21 protein-coding genes and 1 tRNA gene are annotated in these 25,778 nt (G+C 66.8%); 18 read left to right on the top strand and 4 right to left on the bottom strand.

The genetic code is table 11. The features are described from left to right. From JW876_10815 to JW876_10790, 6 genes are all read left to right on the top strand, one after another. The coding region (locus tag JW876_10815; protein MBN1885997.1) for a hypothetical protein at positions 1 to 826 on the top strand (826 nt) is incomplete at its 5' end. 279 nt (positions 827 to 1,105) lie between these two features. Then, positions 1,106 to 2,446 (top strand): hypothetical protein, encoded by a 1,341-nt coding sequence (locus tag JW876_10810; GenBank protein MBN1885996.1) that lies wholly within the window; start codon positions 1,106 to 1,108, stop codon positions 2,444 to 2,446. Between the two features lie 155 nt (positions 2,447 to 2,601). Next, positions 2,602 to 4,140 carry a BamA/TamA family outer membrane protein gene (locus JW876_10805; protein MBN1885995.1) on the top strand — a complete coding sequence of 513 codons (1,539 nt, stop codon included), beginning with the start codon at positions 2,602 to 2,604 and terminating at the stop codon, positions 4,138 to 4,140. A 12-nt stretch (positions 4,141 to 4,152) separates the two neighbouring features. Further along, complete coding sequence (locus JW876_10800) at positions 4,153 to 4,872, top strand: ABC transporter ATP-binding protein (protein ID MBN1885994.1); 720 nt, start codon at positions 4,153 to 4,155, stop codon at positions 4,870 to 4,872. Continuing rightward, the gene (locus tag JW876_10795; GenBank protein MBN1885993.1) at positions 4,865 to 5,671 is read left to right on the top strand and encodes an ABC transporter permease; all 807 of its coding nucleotides are present in this window, start codon (positions 4,865 to 4,867) and stop codon (positions 5,669 to 5,671) included. The genes JW876_10800 and JW876_10795 overlap by 8 nt, the downstream gene beginning before the upstream one ends. Then, a complete protein-coding gene (locus JW876_10790; GenBank protein MBN1885992.1) occupies positions 5,671 to 7,209 on the top strand; it encodes a VCBS repeat-containing protein in 1,539 nt (512 codons plus the stop codon). Before JW876_10795 ends, JW876_10790 begins: the two co-directional genes overlap by 1 nt. A gap of 35 nt (positions 7,210 to 7,244) precedes the next feature. On the opposite strand, the gene JW876_10785 is transcribed toward JW876_10790, so the two are convergent. From JW876_10785 to JW876_10775, 3 genes are read right to left on the bottom strand one after another with little or no spacing between them, the layout of a single operon-like run. Continuing rightward, on the bottom strand, positions 7,245 to 8,105 hold the full coding sequence (locus JW876_10785) for a radical SAM protein (protein MBN1885991.1): 861 nt from the start codon (positions 8,103 to 8,105) through the stop codon (positions 7,245 to 7,247). A gap of 42 nt (positions 8,106 to 8,147) precedes the next feature. Next, entirely contained in the window at positions 8,148 to 9,452 is a 1,305-nt protein-coding gene (locus JW876_10780; GenBank protein MBN1885990.1) for a hypothetical protein, read from the bottom strand. Beyond that, the gene (locus JW876_10775) at positions 9,449 to 10,501 is read right to left on the bottom strand and encodes a glycosyltransferase family 9 protein (protein MBN1885989.1); all 1,053 of its coding nucleotides are present in this window, start codon (positions 10,499 to 10,501) and stop codon (positions 9,449 to 9,451) included. The genes JW876_10780 and JW876_10775 overlap by 4 nt, the downstream gene beginning before the upstream one ends. A 415-nt stretch (positions 10,502 to 10,916) precedes the next feature. Between JW876_10775 and JW876_10770 the strand changes: the two genes are divergently transcribed. The 4 genes from JW876_10770 (at position 10,917) to JW876_10755 (ending at position 14,553) form a co-directional block, all read left to right on the top strand. After that, positions 10,917 to 11,477, top strand: coding sequence for a helix-turn-helix transcriptional regulator (locus JW876_10770; GenBank protein MBN1885988.1), 561 nt, complete (start codon positions 10,917 to 10,919; stop codon positions 11,475 to 11,477). 28 nt (positions 11,478 to 11,505) lie between these two features. Then, positions 11,506 to 12,069 carry a helix-turn-helix transcriptional regulator gene (locus tag JW876_10765; protein ID MBN1885987.1) on the top strand — a complete coding sequence of 188 codons (564 nt, stop codon included), beginning with the start codon at positions 11,506 to 11,508 and terminating at the stop codon, positions 12,067 to 12,069. A 126-nt stretch (positions 12,070 to 12,195) separates the two neighbouring features. Beyond that, positions 12,196 to 12,606: a DUF1844 domain-containing protein gene (locus JW876_10760; GenBank protein MBN1885986.1), complete on the top strand. Its 411-nt coding sequence runs from the start codon at positions 12,196 to 12,198 to the stop codon at positions 12,604 to 12,606. Positions 12,607 to 12,663: 57 nt separating this feature from the next. Beyond that, positions 12,664 to 14,553 (top strand): OmpA family protein, encoded by a 1,890-nt coding sequence (locus JW876_10755; protein ID MBN1885985.1) that lies wholly within the window; start codon positions 12,664 to 12,666, stop codon positions 14,551 to 14,553. Between the two features lie 79 nt (positions 14,554 to 14,632). On the opposite strand, the gene mazG is transcribed toward JW876_10755, so the two are convergent. Beyond that, the gene (gene mazG, locus JW876_10750; GenBank protein ID MBN1885984.1) at positions 14,633 to 15,439 is read right to left on the bottom strand and encodes a nucleoside triphosphate pyrophosphohydrolase; all 807 of its coding nucleotides are present in this window, start codon (positions 15,437 to 15,439) and stop codon (positions 14,633 to 14,635) included. A 132-nt stretch (positions 15,440 to 15,571) separates the two neighbouring features. On the opposite strand from mazG, the gene uvrA reads away from it, so the two are divergent. From uvrA to JW876_10710, 8 genes are all read left to right on the top strand, one after another. Beyond that, on the top strand, positions 15,572 to 18,337 hold the full coding sequence (gene uvrA, locus JW876_10745; protein ID MBN1885983.1) for an excinuclease ABC subunit UvrA: 2,766 nt from the start codon (positions 15,572 to 15,574) through the stop codon (positions 18,335 to 18,337). Between the two features lie 3 nt (positions 18,338 to 18,340). Further along, positions 18,341 to 19,315, top strand: a complete 975-nt coding sequence (gene galE / locus JW876_10740) for a UDP-glucose 4-epimerase GalE (protein MBN1885982.1) — start codon at positions 18,341 to 18,343, stop codon at positions 19,313 to 19,315. Positions 19,316 to 19,596: 281 nt separating this feature from the next. Further along, positions 19,597 to 22,059 carry a GAF domain-containing sensor histidine kinase gene (locus JW876_10735; protein MBN1885981.1) on the top strand — a complete coding sequence of 821 codons (2,463 nt, stop codon included), beginning with the start codon at positions 19,597 to 19,599 and terminating at the stop codon, positions 22,057 to 22,059. Continuing rightward, complete coding sequence (locus JW876_10730; GenBank protein MBN1885980.1) at positions 22,056 to 22,466, top strand: response regulator; 411 nt, start codon at positions 22,056 to 22,058, stop codon at positions 22,464 to 22,466. Before JW876_10735 ends, JW876_10730 begins: the two co-directional genes overlap by 4 nt. Before the next feature lie 35 nt (positions 22,467 to 22,501). Further along, on the top strand, positions 22,502 to 23,215 hold the full coding sequence (locus JW876_10725) for a PAS domain S-box protein (protein ID MBN1885979.1): 714 nt from the start codon (positions 22,502 to 22,504) through the stop codon (positions 23,213 to 23,215). Positions 23,216 to 23,250: 35 nt separating this feature from the next. Beyond that, positions 23,251 to 23,326: transfer RNA gene (locus tag JW876_10720), tRNA-Phe, on the top strand. 320 nt (positions 23,327 to 23,646) lie between these two features. After that, entirely contained in the window at positions 23,647 to 23,850 is a 204-nt protein-coding gene (locus JW876_10715; protein MBN1885978.1) for a hypothetical protein, read from the top strand. Positions 23,851 to 23,883: 33 nt separating this feature from the next. After that, a complete protein-coding gene (locus JW876_10710) occupies positions 23,884 to 25,776 on the top strand; it encodes a pyruvate carboxylase subunit B (protein ID MBN1885977.1) in 1,893 nt (630 codons plus the stop codon). The last annotated feature ends 2 nt before the right edge of the window (positions 25,777 to 25,778 follow it).

Raw genomic sequence — 25,778 nt, 5'->3', positions numbered from 1 at the left:
CGCCGTGCAGATCAACGCAGACAACTCGGGGACCGGCGGTTTCGTCTGGGTCGCGCGGAACGAGACGGGCGCGGGCATCGAACTGAACGGCAACTGGGGGTACTCCGAGGAACCGCGATTGACCCTCTACGGTTCCACGCAGTCGGCCGGATTCCGCCTGGACGAGACGGGTGACGGATCGGTCTCCCTTCCCGCGGGAGCCGTCAACAGCGCGGAGATCCTCGACGAGCCGGGAACGGCGGCGGAGGCGGCCAATACCAGCCTGATGCTCGACGGGACGGTGCAGGCGATCCTCTCGCGGACGATCACCGCTCCCGCCGCGGGGTACGTCCTGGTCGTCGGCACCTGCCAGCCCCGGGCGAACCATACTGCGGGAACGAACAGCTTCGCCGATTTCGGCGTCTCGGACCTGGGCACGGCGTTCCCGTCCAACCAGGACGTCGAATTCCGCGTGCCTTCGACCGCCGCCTCGGGCATGTACTGCATCCCGGCGACCGTGACCGGTCTCTTCGCCGTCACGAGCGGCTCGCACACCTTCCACCTGCTCGGGCGGGAGAACTCGGGGGATTTCGAAATCTTCGACGCGCAACTCACGCTCGTCTATCTCCCGACGGCCTACGGGACGGTGGTCGAAACGATGAGAATGGCCGGCGATCCGTTTGATGACGCCGCTCCCGGCCGACCGGCCGTCGACGCCGGCGCGGCGGCCCTCGAGCGCGACGCGTCGATCGCGGCCGACCGCGCGCGCGTCGATCGCGAGCTGGCGGCGATGCGCGCCGAACTGGAGGACGTGAAACGGCTGATGGAGGAAGAACGGAACCGATAGCCACCCCCGCAGCGGACGGGCGAGTACCGTCGCCGGGGACTCCCGCCTCCCGGTGACGGCCGCCCTCCGCGGCGGAAGCGGAACGGTTCGAGCCCGCGTGGCGCGGCCGGTCGGGAAGAGACGCACAGGTTTTTTTCCCGATCGGCCGGCGCACTGTCATCGCCCCCGTGAAACAAAATCCTTCCCGCGTACGATATACGGATTGAGAGCCGAAAAGCCGCGTCGTCGCATCGTCGAGTCGCGCTCGCGGCCCGTTCGGAAATGCAGGGAGGAGCATGCATGCGCATCAAGATCGCCATCACCGTATCGCTCTTCGTCACCGTCATCGCGCCGGCGGCGACGGCGAGCACCGACTGCCCGCCCGCCGACGAGACCCATCGGTATGTCGAGGCGCCACTGGATCACGACGATCCGTCGGCGGGTGTCTTCGATCTCTACTACGAGCTCGCGGCGCCCTTCGATCCGGCGAAGCCGACCCTGATCGTCGTCTCGGACGCACAGCAGTTCTTCGTGTCCCCGGGACGAATGGAGCGGGTCGCGAAGAGCGTCGGGGGCGAGGATTGCAACGTGGTCGGTATCGTCACGCGGGGGAAGCCCTGCTCGGCGCTCGGCGACGCTCGACGTCCTGACGGGTCGGTCGACTGGTGCAAGGCGGCCAGGTACTTCTCGGCCCGCCAGTTCGTCGGCGATATCGACCTGGTGCGCCGGGAAACGGTGGGCGAAACCGGCCGCGTCATGCTCTACGGAGCGTCGGGGGGCGGCCTGCTCCTGCATCAGTACGTCGCGCGTCACGGCGACCGCGTGTCACGCGCTTGGTCGCGGTGCGCCGTCATGCCCGGCGTCAACGCGGCGCTCGGCATATACGCCGACCGGTTCTTTCTCGATCTTGCCGCTCACGATCCGACGCTGCCGCCCATGCTCCGGTTTGTTCTCGACGGCGAGCGCGTCGATCGCGCCCGGCTGATGCACGTGCTGCAGCGGGTGAACTTCTTCGTGGAGCACACGGAAATCGACGAAACGAGAGCCTCGATCGTCAGGCGCCTGTACGGCGGGGACGCCGCCGTGCTGGATTCCCTGCACGCCGCCTGCCAGTGCGCGGCGGTCGACAGCATTCTCGGCACCCCGGAGGCGGCGGCGGTCGTCGTCCGGCTCTTCGAGCTCGACTGGCCGGAGATCAAGCGCCGCCGGGCCGAGCTCTTCCGGAACGACGTCGTCTACCCGGAGCTCGAAACGCTGTACCGGTATATCGAGCCGCTCGTCGAACTCCTCGACGCCGGCCGGATCGCCGAACCTGACCTGGCGATCGAGCGCGGCGCGCGACGAGCCGACACGGAGATGCTGATCCTCGCGGGGGCGCACGATCACACGGTGAACTGGCGCAGCCAGGAGGTGCTCGCCGGCTGGTACCGGCGCGTCCACTTCTTCCTTGCCGACGACAACCACATGTTCATGAAAGACGCGGCGGGCTACCGCGCGATGGGAACGGCATTCTATCTCGGGGGGCTGGGGAGCGAGGGATTCCGGTCGGCGGTGTCCGCCGTCGAGGCGCACCGCTATCGACCGGCCTCGCCGGCCGCATCGTCCGTCAGCGGAGCCTCGCCGAAGCCCTCGAAACGGTAGTCGCGACCGGCGCTTTCTCCCGCCGATCCCGACACGGCACGACGCCGTCGTTCCGATTTATCGATTGAGTGTTCCCCGCACTCGACGGTACAATGCGTCTCTCGCGCCGGAGCGTTCCGGGAGAAGACGCGGCGAAGCGACTGAAGGGGGGGGCGGTGAAGCGCCTGATCGGCATCGCGACGACGATACTGTGCCTGGCCGCGGCGGTTGCGGCGGCTGCGGGTGATCGGGAAACGAAGCTCTCGCCGGAGGAGCTCTCGCTGCTGCTCGACCGCTCGCCGCAGCTCGTCCTCTACGGGGGATACACCGTCGAACCGGGCGACACGCTGCGCGGGCCGGTCGTCGTCGTTCGCGGCGCGCTCGACGTGCGGGGCGGCGGCATCGTCGACGGCGACGTGTGGGTGGTGAACGGGCGACTCATCCTCGCCGGCGCCTCCGGCGTGACGGGGCGGGCGCATCTCGTCGATTCGGAGATCTACCTGTCGCACGATGGCCGCGTCGATGGGGGAATCGCCCGGTACCGGTGTTCGTGCCGCCTCGATGACGAGCTGTTCGAGTCCACCGGGGAGCTTCTCTTCGTCGAGTACGTCGATCCGCGCGCCGTCAGGACGGCCTTCGCCTTCGAGCCCGGAGCGCCGAGCCGCGTCGATTACCACCTCGTCAGCGTCGGGTTGAAGCGGGAGAACGATCTTCATCGCGATCCCTACGTGAAGGGACGGGCGATGCTGCGCCTCCCCCTCTGGAAAGAGTCGCACGGTCTTCTCGGGTTCGAGGCGGGGATCGAGATCCCGATCGGCGGCGGCGGGACGGCGTTGCATCTCGAGGCGTTCAAGACGTCGGAGACCGAGGACGACCGTCTGCTCTCCCGCCTGGAGAACGGCGTCATCACGAGCCTGACCGGGGACGATTTCCTCGACTGGTACGAGAAACGCGGCGGGCGGGTCGGCCTCACGATCCGATCCGGCGGGCGATGGATCGTCGAGTCCGCCTTCCTGCTGCAGGAGGAACTCTCGCTCGAGGCGCGCGGCATTCCCTCGCTGCTCTTCCCGCGAGACACGTACCGCCCGAATCCCGCGATCGCGGACGGCACGCGTATGGCATTCTCGACGAGCATCACGCTCGACACGCGCGACGGCTGGGAGGAGGAGACCGGCTGGTTCTGCCGTCTCCGGGCGGAAAAGGGGTTCGCCGACGGGCCGGGAACGTTCTCATACGAGACGCTCGAAATCGACGCCCGGCGCTATACCGATCTGCCGCGGGGGATACGGCTCGATCTGCGTGGACGACTCTTCACCGCCTTCGACCGGCTTCCGTCGCAGCTGACGCAGTCGCTGAACGGATACGCGGGCGTGCGCGGTCTCCGGGACCTGCCCTTCGATCCACCGCGGGGCGACCGGGTCGCCTTCGCGTCGGCCGAGCTGCGCGTGCCGATGCCCCCGGCGCCCCTTCTCCGGCGCCTGTGGAGCCGATGGGATCTTCTTTTCTTCTCCGACGCGGGGCTCGTCGCCCTCGCCGGGGATCCCCGGTCGCCGCTCGGTTTCCTCGACCGTTCCGCGGAGAGCTGGGGGCAGACGGCGGGCGTCGGCGTTTCCGGCGAATCCCTGCTGCCCTGCGTCGTTCTGGCCGTCGCCTGGGATCTCGACGGAAGCTTCGACGAACCGCGTGTCATCCTGCGGGCGCAACGGTCGTTCTAGGAGGAATCGCACGTGCTCGTCATCGATGGTCTCGAAAAGCGTTTCGGAAGGGTCGAGGCCCTGCGGGGGATCGATCTCCAAATCGAGACGCCCGGCGTCTACGGTTTCCTCGGGCCGAACGGGGCCGGCAAGACGACCGCCTTCAAGATCGTCTGCGGGCTCCTCCGGCCGACGGCGGGGCGGGTCCTCGTCGACGGGATCGACGTCGCGAAGCAGGCCGCCGCCGCGGTGGCGAGGATCGGCGTCCTCTTCGACGCGCCCGCTTTCTACCCGTGGTTGACCGGAAGGGAGAACCTCGAGGTCGCCTGCCGCTGGCTCGGACGGGGCGACGGCCTCCTCGTGGACCGGCTGCTCGATCTCACCGGACTCGGCGAGTCGAAGAGGCGGCGCGTCTCGGGGTATTCGTGGGGCATGAAACGCCGACTCGGACTCGCCGCGGCCCTGCTCGGCGATCCGCCGATCCTGCTGCTCGACGAACCGACGAACGGGCTCGACCCGGCGGGGATCGCCGACATCAGGCGCCTCCTGCCCCGGCTCGCCCGCGAGGAGGGAAGGGCCGTTCTCCTCTCGAGCCATCGCATGGACGAGGTCGAGAAGACGTGCGACCGCGTCGCGATCATCGACCGCGGCCGGATCCTCGCCGACGGCCCCGTGGCGGAACTCGCCGCCGGGGGGGAAGGTCTCGAGGACCTCTTCTTCCGGATCACCGGCGCGGGAGGCGGCGATGAGTGAACTCGCCAGGGTCCTCGCCGCCGAGCGCTTCAAGGCGTCCCGAAGGAGGACGACGTACCTCTTTCCCGTCGCGATCGCGCTCGCGTCGGCGATCATCGTTTTCGCCCTCGATGCGGCGACGCGCCGGCAGTGGATCGGCGTGCCGAGCGGGTTCTATCTCGCCTCCTCGTCGCTCGGCCGGATCGCGCACCTCGCCGCGTTCGCCGGCGCAATGCTCGCCTGCTTTCACATCTCCCGCGAATACGCGCTCGGCACGGTCAAGGCGGCCTGGGTGCGTCCCGTGTCGCGCGGTGCCTGGTGGTGGGGCAAGCTCATCTCGGCCGTCGCCGCCTCGGCCGCGCTCTTTGTCGTCGCCGCCGCCGTCGTGGTCGCCGTCTCCTGGCTGAAGCCCGGTTTCGCGGACCTCGTGGAGACGCAGGTCATGATCCATCCGGCGGGGCGACTCGGCCTGCGGCTTTCTCTCGCCATCGCGCTGACTTTGTGCGCCGTCGTCGCGACGACGGCCGTATCGGCGGCGATCGCCGCCGCCTGCAACGGGCCGGGAACGGCGATCGCCGCCACCCTCGCCCTCTGGGGGGCGATGTCGTTGCTGTCCGTATTCCCGGAGGCGCAACCCTGGCTTCCGACGACCTGTCTCTCATTGCCCGCCGAACAGATGACGGCGATGTCCGCGGGGCTTCCCCTGCCCCGTGAATGGGGCGACGTCGTGCGTCTGACGCTCGCCGGAGCGGCGGGATGGACGGCCGTGTCGATCGTCGTCGGCCGGAGGATCGTCATCCGCAAGGAGGTCACCTTCTGATGCGCACACACCGAGTGCTCGGGGCCGCGGCCGTCGCCGCGATCCTCCTGCTGCCCGCAGCATGCCCTGTCGCCGCACGCGACGACGCGGCCTTCACCCTGTCGAGGTTGAGCGTCGCCGACAAGCTGCTCGACGTCCGCGCGGAGGATCTCGACGGCGACGGACTCTGCGACATCGTCATCACGCACCGGAAGGGCCTTCCCCCCGACGAGACGAGATGGATCTCGGTCTTCTGGCAGGACGCCGAGGGCGGTTTCGCCACGGCGGCCGATCACTCGTGGCCCGTCGACACCGCGGCCGTCCTCCTCGACATCGGTGATTTCGATAATGACGGCGGCAGGGAGATCGTCTACGCGACGCCCTCGGAGATCCGCTGCTACCGTCTCGCAGGCCGCCGCTACGACGAGACGCCGGTGACGCTTTTCGAGACGGGCGGCATCGCCGTCTTTCCGCCCGAGAGCCGGTTGCCGGTCGTCGACTTCGTCAGGGACTGGAACGGGGACGGCCGGGAGGAGATCGCCGTCTTCGATTTCGGGGGGCTTCGTCTGCACGCCGCCGACACGAGCGGCCGATGGGTCGCGACCGACACGCTTCGCATCGACATCTCGACCGTCGTGTACACGCGGGATTCGGGATCCCTCGACGGCGAGGTGACGCTCGGCGTGAGCGCCCGGTACGCCTTTCCCGACATCCGCGTCGAGGACGTCGACGCAGACGGCCGGGCAGACCTCCTCACGATCGACGACGACGAGGTCGCGGCCTACCTGCTGGGGGCAAACGGGCGGTTCGCCGCGGTGCCGTCGTGGCGCAGGCGGTTCGACGTGCGAACGAAGAAGGAGAAGATCGAGGGGATCGCCGAGGTTTCCACGGTCGTGCGCGATCTCGACGGCGACGGATACGTCGACGTCGTCGTCACGAAGCAGACGGCGAAGGGACTCTCGAACTTCCGCGGCGTCATCAACGTCTACCGGGGAGGCCCGGCGGGATTCGCGGAGGCCCCGGGGCAGGTGATCGTCTCAGAGGGAACCGCCTCGGCGACCGCCATGATCCGGGACGTGAACGGGGACGGCCGGCTCGATCTCGTCTTGCCGTCGGTGAAGATCAGCGTGTCGTCGATCATCCGGTTCCTGCTGACCCGTTCGGTGCCGATCGCCTTCAACATCTTCCTCCTCGGCGAAAACGACCGTTTCTCCGACCGGCCCGATTTCACCAAGGAAGTGAAATTCAAGATCGATTTCTCGGGCGATTCCGACACGCAGGCGATGGATCTCGACGGCGACTTCGACGGCGACCGGCGGAAGGATTTCGTCTTCGCCACCGGCGAAAACGAACTCTCGATCTACCTCGGCCTCGAAGACGGCGGAGACCGGCTCTTCTCGAAGAAGCCCGTCGCCCGCATCGAGGCGGACGCCTACGGCGAGCTGGACACGCGCGATCTCAACGGCGACGGCTATTCGGACATGATCATCCACTATCCGCAGAGCAGGGAACGGCGGGGAATGGTGCAGGTGCTCATCAACAGGCGAACGCTGAGGTAGCGGCCGCGGAAGAGTCCAGGGAAGGCCGGCCGCGGCTAGTCCCCGAATCCCTCGAAACGGTAATCGCGGTAGGCGTCGCAGCGGGAGCAGAGCAGGATCTTTCCCCGCTCGCCCCGGTTGAGGATCTCGGCGAATCCGCGGCGGACCGGGCCGTTCCAGATATCGAGGACGCTCGTCTCGTTGACGTCGCCGATGACCGCGCGGCCGGCGATGTCCCAGCAGCAGAGCACGGCCCGGCCGTCGGTGTAGAAGAACATCTCCTCGCGCATCTTCAGGCACGGCTTCTCGACCATCTCGACGCCCTCGTCCCACGGCCAGTTGTACAGGGGGACGATCGAGGCGCGATCCGCGCGGGCCGACCAGAATTCGACGAAGGCCTTCTGTTCGTGGCGGTTGATGTCCATGTCGATCATCCGCACGTCGGTGACGACCCGGCTGCCGCTCTCGTCGACGAGCGCGATGAAACGTTCGATGTTTTCGACGACGCGATCGTAGTCGAGGCCGACGCGGCACTGCTCGTACACCCCGGCGGAGAAGGCGTCGACGCTGAAGCGCATGAGATCGATGCCGGCGTCGATCAGCCCGCGGCCCCGCTTCTCCGTGAGGGCGTTCGCGTTCGTGTTGATCTCGACGCGCGCGGTGGGATCCTCCTTGATATACCGGACGATCGTCTCGATGCGCGGATCGATGAGGGCCTCGTTCTGCAGGAAGGGCCGGTAGGTGACGCCGAGTCCGCGGGTGTCGTCGACGATCTTGCGCCACGTCTCGTCCGGCATCCTGCGCGGTCCGCGGGCGATCGTCTTCTGCGGGCAGAAGGGGCACTTCGCGTCGCAGCCGATGATCGACTCGATCTGGATGTACCGCGGTTGTGTCGGAAGCCGGAGATCGGCGTTCATGCGGGCTCCTTCCGTCGTTCCGGGAATCGGGTGAGGGTGCCGTCACGCCTGCAGACGGGTCAGCAACAAATCTACGCAACGGGGAGCCGCTCCGCAATGTTTTCTGATGAACCCGGCCGCTTCCCGGCCGCGGCGCGCGAGGAGCGCGGGATCGTCGAGAAGGGCGGAGACGCCGTCGGCGAATTCCCCTGGCCGCTTTACGACGCGGCCCGCGCCGGCTTCGGCGAGCCTGAGGGCCTCCCACGAGTTGTCGATGCGCGGGCCGAAGAAGACGGGCAGGCCGAGGACCGCCGGCTCCATCACGTTGTGGACGCCGGTGGTGAATGAACCGCCGACGTAGGCCACCGTGCCGGCGCGGTAGAGTTCGGCGAGGTACCCCAGGCCGTCGGCGACGACGACCGGCTCGGGCGGCGGACGCTCGCCGAGTTCGGAGACGAGGGCGAAGCGGAGCCCTTCGGCCTCGAGCGAGCGGCCGATCTCCGCGAGTCGCGCCGCCGTCGGCTCGTGCGGAACGAGGATGAGCGCGGTCTCCGGATGCCGTTTCCGGAGACACGCGAATCCCGGGATGACGACCGCCTCGTCGCGGGGCCACGTGCTTCCCGCCACGACGAAGACGCGGCGGTCGTCGAGAAGCGCGCGGGGCGGTTCGACGGTCGTCGTGTCGACGCGGCGGCAGACCTGGTCGAAGCGCGTATCGCCCGTCGTCTCCACCAGCACGCCGCCGCCCGATGCGAGGCGGAACCGTCCTGCGTCCTCGTCGGATATCGCCGCGATCGCCGACAGCCGCTGGTAGAGCGAGCCGTACCAGCCGCGGGCGTACCATGCGAGCCTGCGCGAGCCGGTAGAGAGGGTCGCCGACACGAGCACCTGCGGCACGCCGCGACGGGAGGCCTCGAGGATGAGGTTCGGCCAGAGATCGAACTTCACGTAGACGAGAAGGTCGGGACGCAGGATATCGAGGCAGAAACGCGCGTTGCCCGCCGTGTCGAAGGGGAGGTACTCGACGAAACGGATGCGTTCGTTCCTTCTCGATCGGTCGTGGCGATGGAGGTAGTTGTATCCCGACGGCGAGGTGAAGGTCAGGGCGATCCGGACGTCCGGGCGGCGGGCGGCGAGTTCGTCGATCACCGGCGTCGCCTGCAGGAATTCCCCGACCGAGGAGACGTGGAACCAGACGAGCGGGCCCGCCCCGGCTGCGGCCGCCCCCTTTTCGCGCCAGCGCGGCCGGATCCCCCGGCGCGTGGCGAGGGTCTCGGCGATCTTTTCGTCGAAGGGCGCGACGAGACGGAGAGCCGCCGGCGCGAGGGGCGCGACGAGGCCGTAGAGGAACTGCGCGGGGTGACTCATCCTTCTCCTTCAGCCTCGGCGGTCCCGGCCCCGTCGAGGATTCCCGCTGCCGCGTCGAAGACGCGTGCCGGCGCCAGCGACTCGAGACAGTCCTTCGTGCCGAACGGGCAGGGGCGCGCTCCGTTCCGGGAACAGGGGCGACAGTCGAGGGGCGCCTCGATGACGACGCTCGCCGGAAGTCGCGGGAAATAGCCGAACTGGCCCACGGTCGGGCCGAACAGGGCGACGACCGGCGTTCCGACCGCCTCGGCGATGTGAAGCGGTGCCGAATCGTTGGAGACCAGGAGGGGGCACCTCGCGAGAAGGGCCGCCGTCCCTGGCAGATCCAGCCGGCCGGAGAGGTCGATCGCGGCGCCGCCGCTTTTGGCGGCCACCTCGCGGCAGACGGGTTGGTCGTCGGGGCCGCCGACGAGGACGACCGTCTCGCCGCGGGCCGCGAGCATCGCTGCGAGGGCCGAGAAATGCCCGGCGGGCCAGCGCTTGGTCTCGTGTCTCGCCCCGGGCGCGATCGCAACGGGCGCCCGGGCGCCCGTCTCTCCGGCGAGCAGTCGTTTTGCCGCGGCGATGGCGCCTGGGGACGGAGAAAGCCTCGGCGGGGGATCGTGGGGAAGTTCGGCCCCGAGGCGGCGGGCGAGGTCGACGAAGCGGCCGGCCATGGAGACGCCCGGCGGAAACCGGTCGATCTTGCGCCTGATGAGGAGCAGTTTGCGCGCCTGGTCCTTGTCGATGCGCACCCGCGTCCCGGCGCGCAGCGTTCCGGCGAGGACGGCGCTCCGGGGGACGCCGTGTGCGTCGATCAGGACGTCGAACCGTCCGGGCATCGACGCCCGGAGGGCGAACAGCGCTTTCAATCCGTCGCCGCGGAGCAGGTGGAGGGCGTCGATCCGGTCGTCCGTCTCGAAGAGCGGGCGGTACCGTTCCTTCGTGACAAAACTGATCGCCGCTCCGGGGCAGCCCTCGCGCAGCGCCTCGAGAAGGGCGGTGAGGAGCACGAGGTCGCCGAGCGACCCGAACCGGATGACGCAGATCGTTTCGATCGTCCGTCTCATGGACACGAATATACGACAAGCATCCGGTCAATTCCAGATTTGAAAACGGGATGCATATCGTGAGGTCGTGATCCCATGCATGGCGGACCGGTGTGCGCGGCGGAAGAAGGGCCACGCCGCGGGGATGGTTGGGCGTGGAATAGGAAACAATCTCGCGGTTTCCCGTTCGTGTTCATCCGGTAATTCGGAATATTTCCCCAAAATAGATTGTTTCGTATGGATTCGGCACACGAAATGTTTGATGCGCGAGAAAAATGCGAAATGATGCGCGGATTCGTACGCCAAAAGGTTTGATATTTCAGGATTCATGCATTATATTTACGCCTGATTTCGCAAAACACTCATATATCTTGTTTTGCGTAAGAGATCCCCGGCGGGGCAGTCGTCGCGGGACCGGGATGAAAGGGAGAGGTGCATGGAAGTGAAAAACGAGATCGGCGCACGCATCAAGCAGTACCGTCTCTCCAGGGGATTGACCTTGAAGGATATCGAGGTCAAGGCGAAGGTGTCGGCGACGCACGTTTCCGAGATCGAGCGGGGGATGACCTCCCCGACGGTCGGCGCCCTGGCCAAGATCGCCGAGGCGATGGGCACCGACGTCGCGTATTTCGTCGAGAAGCGCAACCTGTCGAAGATATCGGTCGTCCGCCGGAGCGAGCGCCGTCACATGCATTACAAGGAATGGGGGGCGACCTATCATTCCCTGACGATGGACATGCCGAACCCGATGATCTCCTTTCTCGAGGTCGAGCTCGAACCGGGCATCAAGCGGCCGGAGGAGACGAGCGTGCACGACGGGGAGGAGTTCGCGCTCGTGACCAAGGGCGTGATGGAGATCATCATCGGCGAAGAGAAATACATCCTCAAGGAAGGCGACAGCATCCACTACAAGGCCAACAAGCCGCACGCGATGCGGAATATCGGCGACGCCAGGTGCAAGGCGATCTGGGTCACGATGCCTCCGTTCAGTCTGTAGCGGGGGAGGTCGAGGTGAGGAGACGGACATGATTTCCAAGGAAGAGATCGGGCGGCGGATCAAGAAGGTCCGCGAGGAACAACACCTGACGCTCAAGAACGTCGAGGCGAAAGCGGGCATCTCCGCCACGCACATCTCGGAGATCGAGCGGGGGAAGACGTCACCGACCATCGGGGCGCTCATCAGGATCGCCGACGCGCTCCAGAAGGATCCGGCGTATTTCATCGAGGAGCAGGAGCTGGCCGACGTCTCCTTCATCGCGCTCGAGGATCGCGAGGAGCGCGAACTCGGCCGCACGCCGGGCAAGCGGGAGATGCTCACGCATTCGATCCCGAGCGGGAAGATCAACGCCCAGCTGATCACGCTCACGCCCAACGAGAACGCCGATATGGACATGCACGTCCACGAAGGGGACGAGGCCGCCGTCGTTTTGTCCGGCAGGATCAATTTCCGCGTCGACGACAAGCTCTACGAGCTCGGCGAGGGGGACAGCATCTACTATCTCGCTGCGCAGGAGCACGGTTACGCGAACGCCTCGAACGAAGAGGACGCGAAGCTGATCTGGTTCGCGTCGGAGCGGCGGGTAGACTAGAATCCGCCATCGGCACGGTCTTTCGGGCCGCCGGCGAACACGCCGGCGGCCTTTTTTTGTATCTGATTTCCATTGACATGAAAAAAGATACGTCCCTATCATCAGCCGGTATCGAAAGGGGGACGAATGAACGGGTACGAGGACGACCTGTCCGAACGGGACGGCTTTCTTTTCCAGCACCTGATCGCCATGTTCCAGACTCTCGCGCTGCAGCAGATGGGGAAGTTGATGAATCCCCTGACCGGCGCGGTGGAGCGGGATTTGCATCAAGCGCGTATCACGATAGACATGCTCGAGATGATCAGCACGCGAACGGCCGGAAACCTGTCGGATACGGAGAGCCGTATCCTCGACAACGTGCTCATGGAACTCAGAATGAACTTCGTCGACGAGTCCTCCCGGCCGGAACCCAAGGACGGGGACGGCGCGGAAGAAGCGACAACGGCGGATGAACCGCCCGCGGAAGGGGAAGAAACGGAATCGACGGACGCCGGCGGCGACGCCGACGGCGAAGAAGACGCGACTGGACGTACGTAAGGCGGCCCCGGGGGACCGATCGGGACATTCGCCGCCGGAACAGAGGAGGTTCGAGAGATGAGAGCAGTCATTCTGGTGATTCTCGCCGCGATCCTGCTGCCGATCGGCGCAGTCCCGGCCGCCGGTCAGGATGCGTGGGACGGCACCTCGGGGTTGCTTCGCGTGTACGACGCGGAAACGATCGGCAAGGGAAAGCTGATCTTCTCGCTCGGCACATGCTATTACCGGCGCGCCGACGTCCTGCTGACGCCCGGGCCGCGCAGTCTGTACTACCTGGCGGAACCGGGGTCCGAGCCGGAGGTCACGTACAGTTTCTTCAGTACGAGAGCGGTTCTCACGCTGGGCATCAGCGATTATCTCGAGATCTCCGCCGGTCTCGGCGTCCGCAACTGGATCATGCAGGTCGGGAGCGAATCGGAGAGCGGCGAGCTCGAGACGCGGACCCGCGGAGGGATCGGCGACACCGACGTCCAGCTCAAGCTGATTCCCCCGATTCCCTCGGAGATCGTCCGGGTCGGGTTCCTCGGCTCGGCGCGCTTTCCCACCGGCAACGCCGAGCGGGCCTTCACGACGGACAATATCGATTTCGGGATGAAGGGGCTCTTCACGTTCGATCTGACGAACCAGGACCGTTTCGTGCCGACGAGACTCCACTTCAACGCCGGCTACCGGTTCAACAAGAACGAAGAGGACGGGTACGGGATCCTCTACACGAACAATCCCGATTCGAGCGGATTCTACTATCCCGCGTACCCCGCGGTCCCCGAGGACGAGAGCGACAGCTTCAACGACATGTTCGAATTCGGCACCGGCGTCGAGTTCATCGTCGGCCAGGCGAGCCTCTTCCTCGAGTTCAAATGGGACCAGTTCATCAACGCCGACTGGCCCGAGGGCGATACGCTCTCCTACTACGGCAACCGCAACAAGAACGTCTACACGATCACGCCCGGCCTCTCGGTGACGAGCAGCAACGGCGTGGGGGTTCTGCTCGCCCTCGACATCAATCTCAACAGCGATGACGACCCGGCGCTTTCCTATCCGCCCGACTGGGCCGCATATTTCGCGTTCTCGTACGGCGGGTTCGTCATGGCACAGGACGCCGACGGGGACGGTATCGAGGACGGCGAGGACCGCTGCCCCGACAGTCCCGAGGATTTCGACGGCTTCGAGGACGACGACGGCTGCCCGGAGCTGGACAACGACGGTGACGGCATCAACGACGGCGTCGACGCCTGCCCCGATCTCGCCGAGGACTTCGACGGCTTCGAGGACGAGGACGGCTGTCCCGATCTCGACAACGACGGCGACGGGATCCCCGACGTCGAGGACCGCTGCCCGGGCGAGCCCGAGGACTTCGACGGGATCGACGACGCGGACGGGTGCCCCGACGTGATGCAGGACACCGACAACGACGGCATTCCCGACGACATGGACAAGTGCCCGCTCAAGGCGGAGGATCAGGACGGCTTCCAGGACGAGGACGGCTGTCCCGATCTCGACAACGACATCGACGGCATACTCGACGTGGACGACCAGTGTCCGAACGAACCGGAGACCTTCAACGGATACGAGGACACCGACGGGTGTCCCGACGAACGGCCGATCGAGGCGAAGTTCATACTCCGCGGGATAAATTTCGAGAGCGGCTCCTCCGCCCTCACGCCCGACAGCTACGGGGTGCTCGATCAGGTGGTAAAGTCGCTGATGGCCTACCCGGAAGTGCGCGTTGAGATCAGGGGATACACCGACAGCGTGGGTTCCGAGGAATCCAACCAGCGGCTCTCGGAGAAGCGCGCGAACGCGGTGAGGCAGTACCTGTCGAACGCCGGTATCGCCGTCGACCGCGTGATCGCGAAGGGCTACGGAGAGGCCGATCCGATCGCTCCGAACACGACCGCAGCCGGCCGCGCGGAAAACCGCCGGATCGAGTTCCACCGGCTCAACTGACGGAAGACGGCATCGATAACGCTGAACGGGGGCGCCTGGCAGGCGCCCCCGTTCCGTTTCCCCCTCGCCCCGGCTCTGGTCAGCGTTCGCCTTTCTTTCGCTTCGCCGCCTGCCAGAGCGATTCCATCTCGTCGATCTCCATCGATTCGAGGTCGCGGCCCCTCTCGGCGGCCGCCGATTCCATGGCGCGGAACCGGTCGGCGAACTTCGCCGTCGTCGTGGCGAGGGCGCCCTCGGGATCGGCGTCGAGGCGGCCGGCGAGATGGATCACGGTGAAGAGGAGATCCCCGAGCTCCTCCTTGACGTGCGCCCGGTCTCCCTCGAGGACGGCGTCGAGAAGCTCGTCGGATTCCTCGCGGATCTTCCCGACGATCCCGCGGATGTCGGGCCAGTCGAAGCCGACGGCCGTCGCTATGCGCTGCACGGCGTCGGCGCGGCGGAGGGGCGGGAGATCGTGAGGTATGCCGTCGAGAAGCCCCATCGGCGGGCGACCGGCCCGCTCGAGGCGCTTGGCCCGGTCCCAGGCGGCCTGGCTCTCGGCCGCGGTGTCGGCCTTCTCGTCGCCGAAAACGTGCGGATGGCGCGAGACGATCTTGCGATGAACGCGCGAAACGATGGCGGAGAGCGGCGTCTCGACGCGTTCGAGCAACAGCTCGTGCGCGAACACGACGAGGAAGAGGACGTCGCCGAGCTCCTCCTCGACGCCGTCGATGTCGCCCGCGCGCTCGGCGTGCAACAGCTCGTACGTCTCCTCGACGAGGTTCGAGATGATGTCGTCGAGGGTGCGTTCCCGATCCCAGGCGCAGCCCGATTCCCCGCGAAGGATGCGCAGGGTCCTCCGCAATCCGTCGATCTCCGCCGCCAGCGTCGCGTCGTCCGGTTTCATGCCTATCCCGTTCGTCTGCGGTGAACGTCTCGCCGCCGCGCAGGGAGCGCGACGGACGGCGGAAGTATATCCGATATTGCGCGCAGGGGCAATTCCTGTTACACTCCGTGTTTATCCCTTCAGGAGGCATGTGTGGCCGAGACGATCGTCATCAGGGGCGCGCGACAGCACAACCTCAAGAACATCGATCTCGAGATACCCAGGCGGCGGGTGATCGCCGTCACCGGCGTCTCGGGATCGGGGAAGTCGTCGCTCGCCTTCGATACGATCTTCGCGGAGGGCCAGCGCCGGTACATCGAGTCACTCTCGACCTACGCGAGACAGTTCATCGAGAAGCTCGAGCGCCCCGACGTCGACGACATCGCCGGCATCTCCCCGACGATCGCGATCCGCCAGAAGAACACCGTCACTAGCGCGCGCTCGACAGTCGGGACGGCCACCGAGGTGTACGACTATCTCCGGTTGCTCTTCGCCAGGGTCGGTCGGACGATCTGTCCCGACTGCGGCATCGAGGTGCGCGCCCATTCTCCCAGCGAGGCCGCCGCAGCGGCGCTCGATCTGTTCGCCGGACGCCGCGTGCATCTCGTCGTGCCGTCCGGATCGATCGACCCGGAGACGTGGGAATCCCGCAGGGGCTATCTCATCTCCCGGGGATACGCCCGCCTGCTCGTCGAGGGGGAGCCGAGACGGATCGACGAATACGAGCCGAAGAAACGGAAGGAATTTCCTCTCGACGTGCTCCTCGACCGGCTCGACGCGACGCCGGAGAACAGGGCGCGGATCGCCGATGCGGCGGAGATCGCCTACCGCGAGTCGTCCGGCACCCTCCGCGTCGTCGCCGTCGACGACGAAGAGACCCGCGACTTCACGAACGCCCCGTCCTGCACGCGATGCAACCGCGTCTTCGTCGAGCCGACGCCGCATCTCTTCTCCTTCAACTCCCCGTTCGGCGCCTGCCCGGAATGCAAGGGATTCGGCGACCGCATGGATTTCTCCGAGGAGCTGATCGTCCCGGATTCGCGGCTGAGCCTCGAGAGGCTCGCCGTCGATCCGTGGTCGCGCGAGCGATTCGCCCGTCAACGGTACCGGATGCTCGAGTTCTGCGGGAAACGCGGCATTCCGGTCGACGTTCCCTGGCGGGAGCTCGAACCAGCGCACCGGCGAACGCTTCTCGAGGGGGAGGACGGGTACGTCGGGATCATCCCCTTCCTCGAGAAGATGCGCGAGAAGAGCTATCGGAAGGGGCACCGTTTCTATACGCGGAAGTACATGGATTTCACCACCTGCCGCGTCTGCCGCGGGGGCCGCCTCCGGCCGGAGGCCTCGTGGGTGAGAATCGGCGGGCGCGCGATCTCCGAGCTCGCCGCGATGACGCCCGCCCGGATACTCGCCGCTCTCGGCGAGGCGCCCCTCAGCGAAAGGGAACGCGAGATCGCGCGCGACATCCTCGCCGAACTGGACGCCCGTCTGCGGTTCATGATCGACGTCGGGCTCGGGTATCTCACGCTCGATCGCCTGACGCGGACCCTCTCCGGCGGGGAGGCGCAGCGGATCAACCTCGCGAATTCCCTCGGCGCGAATCTCGTCGACGCGCTCTACGTGCTCGACGAGCCCTCCGTCGGTCTTCACGCCGCCGACAACGAGCGTCTCGTGACGGTCATGTCGCGGCTGCGGGATCTCGGCAACACCGTTCTCGTCGTCGAGCACGACCCCGAAATCATCCTCTCGGCCGACTGGCTCGTCGATCTCGGGCCCGGGCCGGGGCACGACGGGGGGGAAGTGCTCTTCAACGGATCGATAAAGGAGGCGAGGCGGACCGAGGTACCGCGCTCGGAAACCTTCACGTGGCTCTTCGGGCGGGGGGGAAGGGGCCGGGCCGGGCGGAAACACGCCAGGCCGACCGGGCGTGTCTCGCTCGGGAACGTGACCGCGCACAACCTGCGGGGGATCGACGTGGAGATACCGCTCGGCTGTCTCACCTGCGTCACCGGCGTCTCCGGCTCGGGCAAGAGCACGCTCGTCGTGGATGTCCTCTACCGCGCCCTCGCCGGACGGGGGAGAAGCTACCACGGCCTCGGCGGCATCGAGATCGAGGGAACCATCGATCGCACGCTCCTCGTCGACCAGTCGCCCATCGGCTCGACCCCGCGATCGAACCCGATCACGTACATCAAGGGTTTCTCGCACATCAGGGCGGCTTTCGCCTCGCAGCGGAAGGCGATGATCCGCGGATATCCCCAGGGGCGTTTCAGCTTCAACAAGCCGGGCGGCCGCTGCCCGCGATGCCAGGGGATGGGCTTCCGCCGCGTCGAGATGCATTTCATGGCGGACGTGTTCGTTCCATGCGACGATTGCGGCGGAAAGCGATTCAACCAGGAGACGCTCGAGGTGCTCTACAAGGGAAAGGATATCAGCGAAGTCCTCGATTTGACCGTCGACGAGGCGATCCGCTTCTTCGATGACACGCCCGCGCTCGGCGAGAAACTGTGGATCCTCTCGAGGGTCGGCCTGGGGTACCTCGCGCTCGGGCAGCCGTCGAACACGCTCTCGGGCGGCGAGGCGCAGCGCATCAAGATCGCACGCGAGCTCGCGGAATCGTCCGGCGAGCGGAACCTCTACATCATGGACGAGCCGACGACGGGACTGCACATGGCGGACGTCGAGCAACTCATGCGCGTTCTCGGCGATCTCGTGGACGCGGGGCACACCGTGGTGGTCATCGAGCACAACATGGATGTCATCGGGCGCGCCGATCACGTCATCGACCTCGGTCCCGGGGGCGGCGACGAGGGAGGGCTCGTTATCGCTTGCGGGACGCCGGACGAGATCGTACAATGCGGCGGGTCGCTGACGGGGAAGCACCTCGCGGCCTATCGCCGACGATACCTGGAGGAATAGGAGATGAACGTCCTGGTCACGGGCGGCGCCGGTTACATCGGCAGCGCGGTCACCGAGTACCTGCTCGACGCCGGCCACGCGGTCACGGTCGTCGACAACCTCTCGACCGGCCATCGTCCCGCGATCGACGAACGCGTGACCTTCGTCGAGGGGGATCTGCTCGACGAGGCGACCTGCCTCGAGGCGCTCGCCGGCGTCGAGGCGGTTCTCCATTTCGCCGCCTTCTCGCAGGTGGGCGAATCGGTCGCCGATCCGCTGAAGTACTACCGGAACAACGTCGCAGGCGCCGTCTCGCTCCTCTCGGCGATGCAGGCGCTCGGCGTCGGCAATTTCCTCTTCTCCTCGACCGCCGCCGTGTACGGCGAGCCGCCGGAGACGCCGATCACCGAGGAATCGCCACTCAGACCGGTGAACGCGTACGGCAACACGAAGCTCGCGATCGAGACGATGCTCTCCGACTGCGGCAGGGCCTGGGGGCTCAGATCCCTCTCCCTGCGCTATTTCAACGCCGCCGGGGCGACGGAGGCGCACGGGGAGGATCACCGCCCAGAGACACACCTGATTCCCCTCGTCCTCGATGCCGCCACGGGCCGTCGCGGGGAACTCGTCGTCTACGGAAACGACTACCCGACGCCGGACGGGACCTGTGTCCGGGATTACATCCATGTCCGCGATCTCGCCACCGCGCACGTGCTCGGTCTCGGGAAACTCGCCGACGGCCTCTGCGGCGCGGTCAATCTCGGGAACGGGCAGGGCTTCTCCGTCCTCGATATCATCCGTTCGGCGGAGATGGTGACCGGGCTGGACGTGCCGTACCGGATCGGCGGCCGGCGCGAGGGCGATCCGGCGGTGCTCGTCGCCTCTTCGGCGCGCGCCGAGGAACTTCTCGGGTGGAAGCGGCTGCAACCGGCGATCGACGACATCATCCGCGATGCCTACGCATGGCGCCGCCGGTTCCCCGACGGATATCCCGACTGATCCTGGAAAAATATTTACCACACGCTGCTTCCCGTGCAGCGTCGGTTCGCCGGCGACCGGACGCGTGCGGTCTCCGGAAACGTTTGTCACAAAGAACCGGCCTGGAACGATCCACGCAACAACGCCCCGAACAATAAGATAGGCGATCGTGCGCCGCGCATCTCCGCCGCGGCGGCCGGTTGGCGGTCTTTCCCGCAACATGGCATGCACATTGCGTTTATCTCCCGTGCGATCCATGCGTCCGCATTCGGCGGGCCGTCGGCGCGTACGGAGAGGAGACCATGTCCGCGGGAATCGCCATCGAAATGCTCGGCCGCTTTCGCCGGCGTCCGCCGCGATCAATGCAGGGGGCGGTGGCCTTGATCGGGGAGATCGCGAGGGAGCGAATCGGCGCGGACGCCTGCACGCTTCTGCTGCCGGGCGACCGGGTGGTATACGTCGCCGGGGCGATCCCCGGCGCGACGCGGGAGCGGATCGCGGCCGCCGCCGGCGTGCCGGAGGCCGTGGGGTGGGACTGGCTTTTCATCGACGCAACCGACGACGGCGGCTCCGGGACGGTGGATGCCATGGTGGCTCCCTTCTTCGACGGGCGCGAACGAATCGGCTCCTTCGCCTTTCTGCGTTCGGGCGGCCTCTTCGAAGCGGAGGCGGAGGACGATCTGCCGGCGGTCGCCGAGGCCGTTTCCGCATTGCTCGCCCCGATGGTCGAATCCGACGGAGGGCGCCGGCGCGACGGGTTGCGGATCGAGCTGCTCGACGCGGTCGGCGATCCCCCGGCGATGCGGAAAGTGCTCGACCGGCTGTGCGCGGAGAGCGGCGCGGAGTTCTGCGCCTATTACGCGGGAGCCCCGGATCGACGGTTGTACGCGTCGATCCTCTGCCGCGAGTTCTCGAGGCGCCTGCCCGAGATCCGCCAGAAGCTCGTCACCTCATGCGGGATGTTCGCGAACGACGGCGGCGGCGACGTCCTCTCGGAGGACGTCTTCTACCGGCGAGAGGGGGAGAACGTCGCGTATCTCCTCGGCGATTCGCGGATCGAGAGCTACTTCCTCGTGCCGGTCATCTTCGATACGGTCGTGAGGGGAGTGCTCTATGTCGGGAGCGTCCGGCGGGACGCGTTCGTCCGCGAGAACATCGCGGCGTTCCGGTCTTTCGCCGAGGAGGACGGAAAACGGACGCCTCTCGTCTACAGCGTCGGAGGGGAGCGCCGCATCCTCGAGAAGGTCGTCGCCGCGATGCCCGCGGGAGTCGCGCTCGTCGGCGCCGACGGGGAGATCGTCGCCGCCAACCGGCTCTTCCGCGAGACGTTGCGGTTGCAGGACGGGCAGGTCGGATCGATCGGCGAGGCATGGCGTCTCGCGGGATTCCGGGTCGACGTGCTCGCCGAACACGTTGTCGGGAACGTCCCGGCCGGAGCGACCGTCAGGGGGGGGAAGGGCGACGACCGGTACCTGAGGATCGACCGCGTGCCGATCGGCGATCTCTCCGCCGACGTGTCGTTTCTCGTCGCCGTCCGCGACGTGACAAACGAATACGAACGCGACCGGGACCGGGAGGAATCGATCGCCATGGTCGCGCACGAGTTGCGCACGCCCCTCGCCGCCTTGCGCAACGCCCTGCGCATCATGGTGGAGGCGAATGGCATCGAAGGGGAGGCGGGGCTCTTCCTCGGCACGGCGATCCGGACCGTCGACCGGCTCGACCTGCTCGTCGACGGGCTCGTCGATTCCTCGGGGCTGCGCGGGAAGGAAGCGGACGCGCATCCCGTGCGCGTCGACACGCGGCGGTTTCTCGGCGATGCGTCGCGCCTCTTCGCGGAGTCGATGCGCCGCCGGCGGATCGCGTTCGACGTCGAGGTGGACGGGCGATGCGCGGCGGTGCGCGTCGACCGGGACGCGACGTCGCAGATCGTCCAGAACCTTCTGTCGAACAGCCTGAAGCATGTCCCGGCCGGCGGCGCGATCGTCATCGACGTGCGGCCGTTCGATCCGTCGGCGTCCGGGGAGGGATGGTCCGCGGAAGCAGCCAACCTGTTCGGCGGCGTGCCGTGGGAGATGCTCGACGTCCCGGCGCGATTCGTCGATATCGCCGTGAAGGACACGGGGGACGGTATCGCCGGCGACGTCGCGCAGGCGATCAACGGACCCGATCCTCCCGATGCGCGGCGCGAACGGCCGGCGAAGGGTCTCGGGCTCGTCATCGCGCGCCGCCTCGCGGGAATGCACGGCGGCGCCCTCTTCGTCGAGAGGAAACCGGGGACGGGAGCGGCCGTGCATCTGCTGCTGCCGGCGAACGAGGAGACCGCGGCCGCGGTCGCGGCCGCGCGGCGGGCCGGCCGGGCCCTGGACGGGATGCTCGAGCGGGGCCGCCGCGTGATCCTGTTCGCCATGGAGAAGGACGACCGGCGCTGCTGGCTCGAGATCGCGGGCGAATGGCGGGGGAAGGTGGTCGTCGAGCCCTCGCCCGACGAGTCAAATGACGAGGGGTTGTTCTTGTGGCTGTTCGGCGGACGTTTCGCCGCGGGCTTGACGGCGTCGGCCCGTCTCGCCGCCGGACCGCTGTCATTCTTCGCTGGCGGCAGGGGGCATCTCCGGCCGCTTCGGGGGGACGCGGGCGACGCATTGCGCGTCGGCTGGGTCTTCGCTCCCGACGGCGGGACGCGATTCGCCGACCTGATCGCGGCGGCGCGGGAACGGACGGTCGCGGCCATCCCGGCCGCGGCCCTGAAAGGAGAACCGGGATGATCGGATACCGGATTCTCATCGTCGAGGACGATGAGGATATCGTCGAGACGGTCAAGTACAGTCTCGAACTGCGCGGGTTCACGGTCGACGTGGCCTACGACGGTCTGCACGCGCTCCGCAAGGCGCGCAAGGAGCACTACGACCTCATGCTGCTCGACATCATGCTGCCGGGCAAGAACGGGTACGAGGTGTCCCGGATACTCAAGGAGGAGATGGCCCAGGGGCTGATCGATCCCTTCCGCATCCTCGTCCTCACCGCCCGGAAGGTCGACAGCGCCGAACGGGAGGATTTCCTCGCCACCTGGTCGCAGGCAGACGAATACATGTACAAACCCTTCGAGCTCGGCGATCTCATCGCTCGGATCGAGGATCACATCAAGGCGCAGGAGCGGGAAGCGCTCCGCTAGGCATCGAGGCCGGCGGGAACGGAAGACGATCGATCATGTCACGCGCGAACGGCGCATACGACCGTGATACATCCGCGTATCTCGAAAGCATCTTCGAGAGTTCGCCGCTGGCGCTCGTCTCTCTCGACCTGCGCCTTCGCGTCACGATGTGCAACCGGGCGACGACCGAACTGACCGGATGGGACGCCCCGAGCCTGCTCGGCCGGCGCGTGACGAGACTGATCGCCCTGTCCCGGCTCCGCCCCGTCATCGAATACCTCAGGGCCCGCGGCACCCTGCGTCTCGGCGGGTGGATCACGAAACTGACGGGCAGCGACGGAAAGGAGGTGCCCGTGCGGCTGCGTCTCTCGCCGCTCGCCGGGGAGGGCGGGAGGCCGATCGGAACGCTCCTTCTCGCCTCGGATCTTCGCGACGCGAAGCGGGCCCAGGCGCGGCTCATCGAGGCGGAGCGCGTTGAGGCGATCGCGCAGACCGCCGTCTCGATCAACCACGAGATCAACAATCCCCTCTGCTCCATCCTCGGTAACACGCAGCTCCTCCTGATGGAGGGCGACAAGCTCGATCCGCGGATGATCGCGAAGCTCCACGCGATCGAACGGCAGATCGGCAGGATCCAGCTGATCGCGGAGCGGCTCGCCCGGGTCACCCGCCCCGTCGTCAGGGAGTACGTCGGCGGAAGAACGATGATCGATCTCGAGGAATCGGGCGTCGAGTCGATCCGTCCCGGGCAGGCGGCGAAAAGTGATTGACAAACGTCCCCCGATATTCGAACTTTAGACCCCGTGGGAAGGTAGCTCAGTCGGTAGAGCAACGGATTGAAAATCCGTGTGTCGGGGGTTCAATTCCCTCCCTTCCCACCACCCTTCCGGTCGATCGATCGATCCCCGCCGGCGAACCGGCCCCCCGGACCGAACCGTGGAAGGCGATCTGCCCCCCGATGACCCGCTTTTCGTCGAGGAGACGGTTGAGGCGAGGAGAACGCGTTTTCTTCGATCCGGCATCCGACCGTCCTCGTCCGCGGAGTCCGTCGTCGGCGCTTTGTCGCGCCGCGTGACGAACGTCCCTTCTGCCCGGTTGCCGGCCGCACCAGGCAGGGGTCGAGGGAATTGTTGTTGACATTACGGAAAAGCGCGATTTATCTTCTTTCTCACAATCACGGCGCGACGGGAAGGGGGAGGAGATGGACAGGAATCTGATGGCCGCCATCACGGCGGCCGTTCAGGCTTACATGGCGACCGAGGGGGAGGATCCACGGCTCCGCCCGGGGCAGAAGCTTCCCCCATGGAAGGTCGCGGCCCGCAGGCAGACGATGCACCGGCGGCGATTCGCCTTCCGCAAGGGGGGCATGCTCAAGGTTCCCCTGAAGCGTTTCTCGATATTCTGATTCGATTCCACGTTCTTCCGACGGAGTCCATAGATGGCCGGAACTCGCAGGAAATCACCCAAGGCGCGGCCGTTGGCCGTGACGGACACGACCTTGAGGGACGGCCACCAGTCGATCCTCGCCACGCGCATGCGCACCGGAGACATGATCGCCCTCGCGGAGATGATGGACGAGGTGGGATTCCAATCGATGGAGGTCTGGGGCGGCGCGACCTTCGACGTGGCCACGCGTTTCCTCAACGAGGATCCGTGGGAACGGCTCGCCGAGCTGAAACGGCGCCTTCGGCGGACGCCCCTGCAGATGCTCCTCCGGGGGCAGAACCTCGTCGGGTACCGTCATTACGCCGACGACGTGGTCGACGCCTTCGTCGACAGGGCGGCGGAGACGGGGATCGACATCTTCCGCGTCTTCGACGCCCTCAACGACGAACGGAACTTCGAGGCGTCATTCCGGGCGATCAAGCGGACCGGCAAGCATATCCAGGCGGCCGTTTCCTACTCGATCACCGGGAAGCGGCTCGGCGGGGAGGTCTTCGACCTCGACTACTACGTCGGCAAGGCGAAGATCTTCGAGGAGATGGGCGCCGATTCCTTCTGCATCAAGGACATGGCGGGGCTTCTCAATCCCTTCGACGCCGATATCCTCGTCGGGGCCCTCAAGGACGCGATCGACATCCCCGTGCAGCTGCACTGCCATTTCACGAGCGGCATGGCGTCCATGTCCTATCTCAAGGGAATCGAGGCGGGAGCCGACGGCATCGACTGCGCCCTCGCGCCGTTCGGGTTCCGGTCGTCCGAACCGGCAATCGAACCGTTCGTCGCGGCGCTCGCCGGCTCCGACCGCGATCCCGAGCTCGATCTCGAGAAGATCATCGCCATCGACAAGGAACTGGAGAAGCGTGCCGGGAAATACCGCTGCTTTCTCAACGAGACGCGGATGGCGATCATCGACACCGGCGTCCTCGAGCACCAGATCCCCGGCGGGATGCTCTCCAATCTCGTCTCCCAGCTCCGCGAGGCCGACGCGCTCGACCGCATCGACGAGGTCTACGAGGAGATCCCCCGGACGAGGGCGGAACTCGGGTTCCCGCCCCTGGTGACGCCGACGAGCCAGATCGTCGGCACCCAGGCCGTCCAGAACGTCCTCTTCGGCCGGTACGCGATGGTCAGCGCGCAGGTGAAGGACTACGTCTTCGGCCTGTACGGGCGTTCGCCGGTCCCCATAGACCAGAAGCTCCGCAAGAAGATCCTCAAGGGGTATCCGCGAGGTTCGAAGCCGATCGACCATCGCGCGGCGGACCTGCTCGAACCCGAGCTCGACGCGGCGCGCGAGGCGGTCGCCGACATCACGACCGACGAGCGGGACGTGCTCATCTACGCGCTCTACCCGACGACCGGCATGCGTTTCCTCCGCTGGAAACATGGACTCGAGAAGCCGACCGCCGAAGAGATGCCCCGGGAGGAACCGAAACCGTCCGGCGACGGGTTGGACGCGGCCGATGCGTCGGCCGCGGAACGGAAAAAGGGCGGCGGCAGGGCATCGCGGACGTTCCGCGTCCAGGTGGCGGGAGACGAATACGAGATCGAGGTGGAGGAAGTCCTCTCGCGCCCGCGGATGAAATCGGTGAGCGATACGGCTCCCATCGTCACGCGCGAACGGAAGAAACGGGACGACGCGGGTGCTGCCGCGGACGAGAAGGCCCCCGCCGGGGAGATATCGGTGATCGCTCCGATGCCCGGGCTCGTCCTCGAATACAAGGTGCGGGAGGGGGACGCGGTCGAGGTCGGAGACGTGCTCCTCGTTCTCGAGGCGATGAAGATGCAGAACTCGCTCACCTCGAACCACGCCGGCGTCATCCGCTCGCTCAAGGTCGCGCCGGGAACGTCGGTCGAGAAGAACCAGGTGATTCTGACCCTCTCCACCTGATT

This window comes from Candidatus Krumholzibacteriota bacterium (assembly GCA_016931295.1).
Taxonomy (GTDB): domain Bacteria; phylum Krumholzibacteriota; class Krumholzibacteriia; order Krumholzibacteriales; family Krumholzibacteriaceae; genus JAFGEZ01.
Note: the sequence above shows the minus strand (reverse complement) of the source record. Positions and strands in the feature narration are given on the sequence as shown.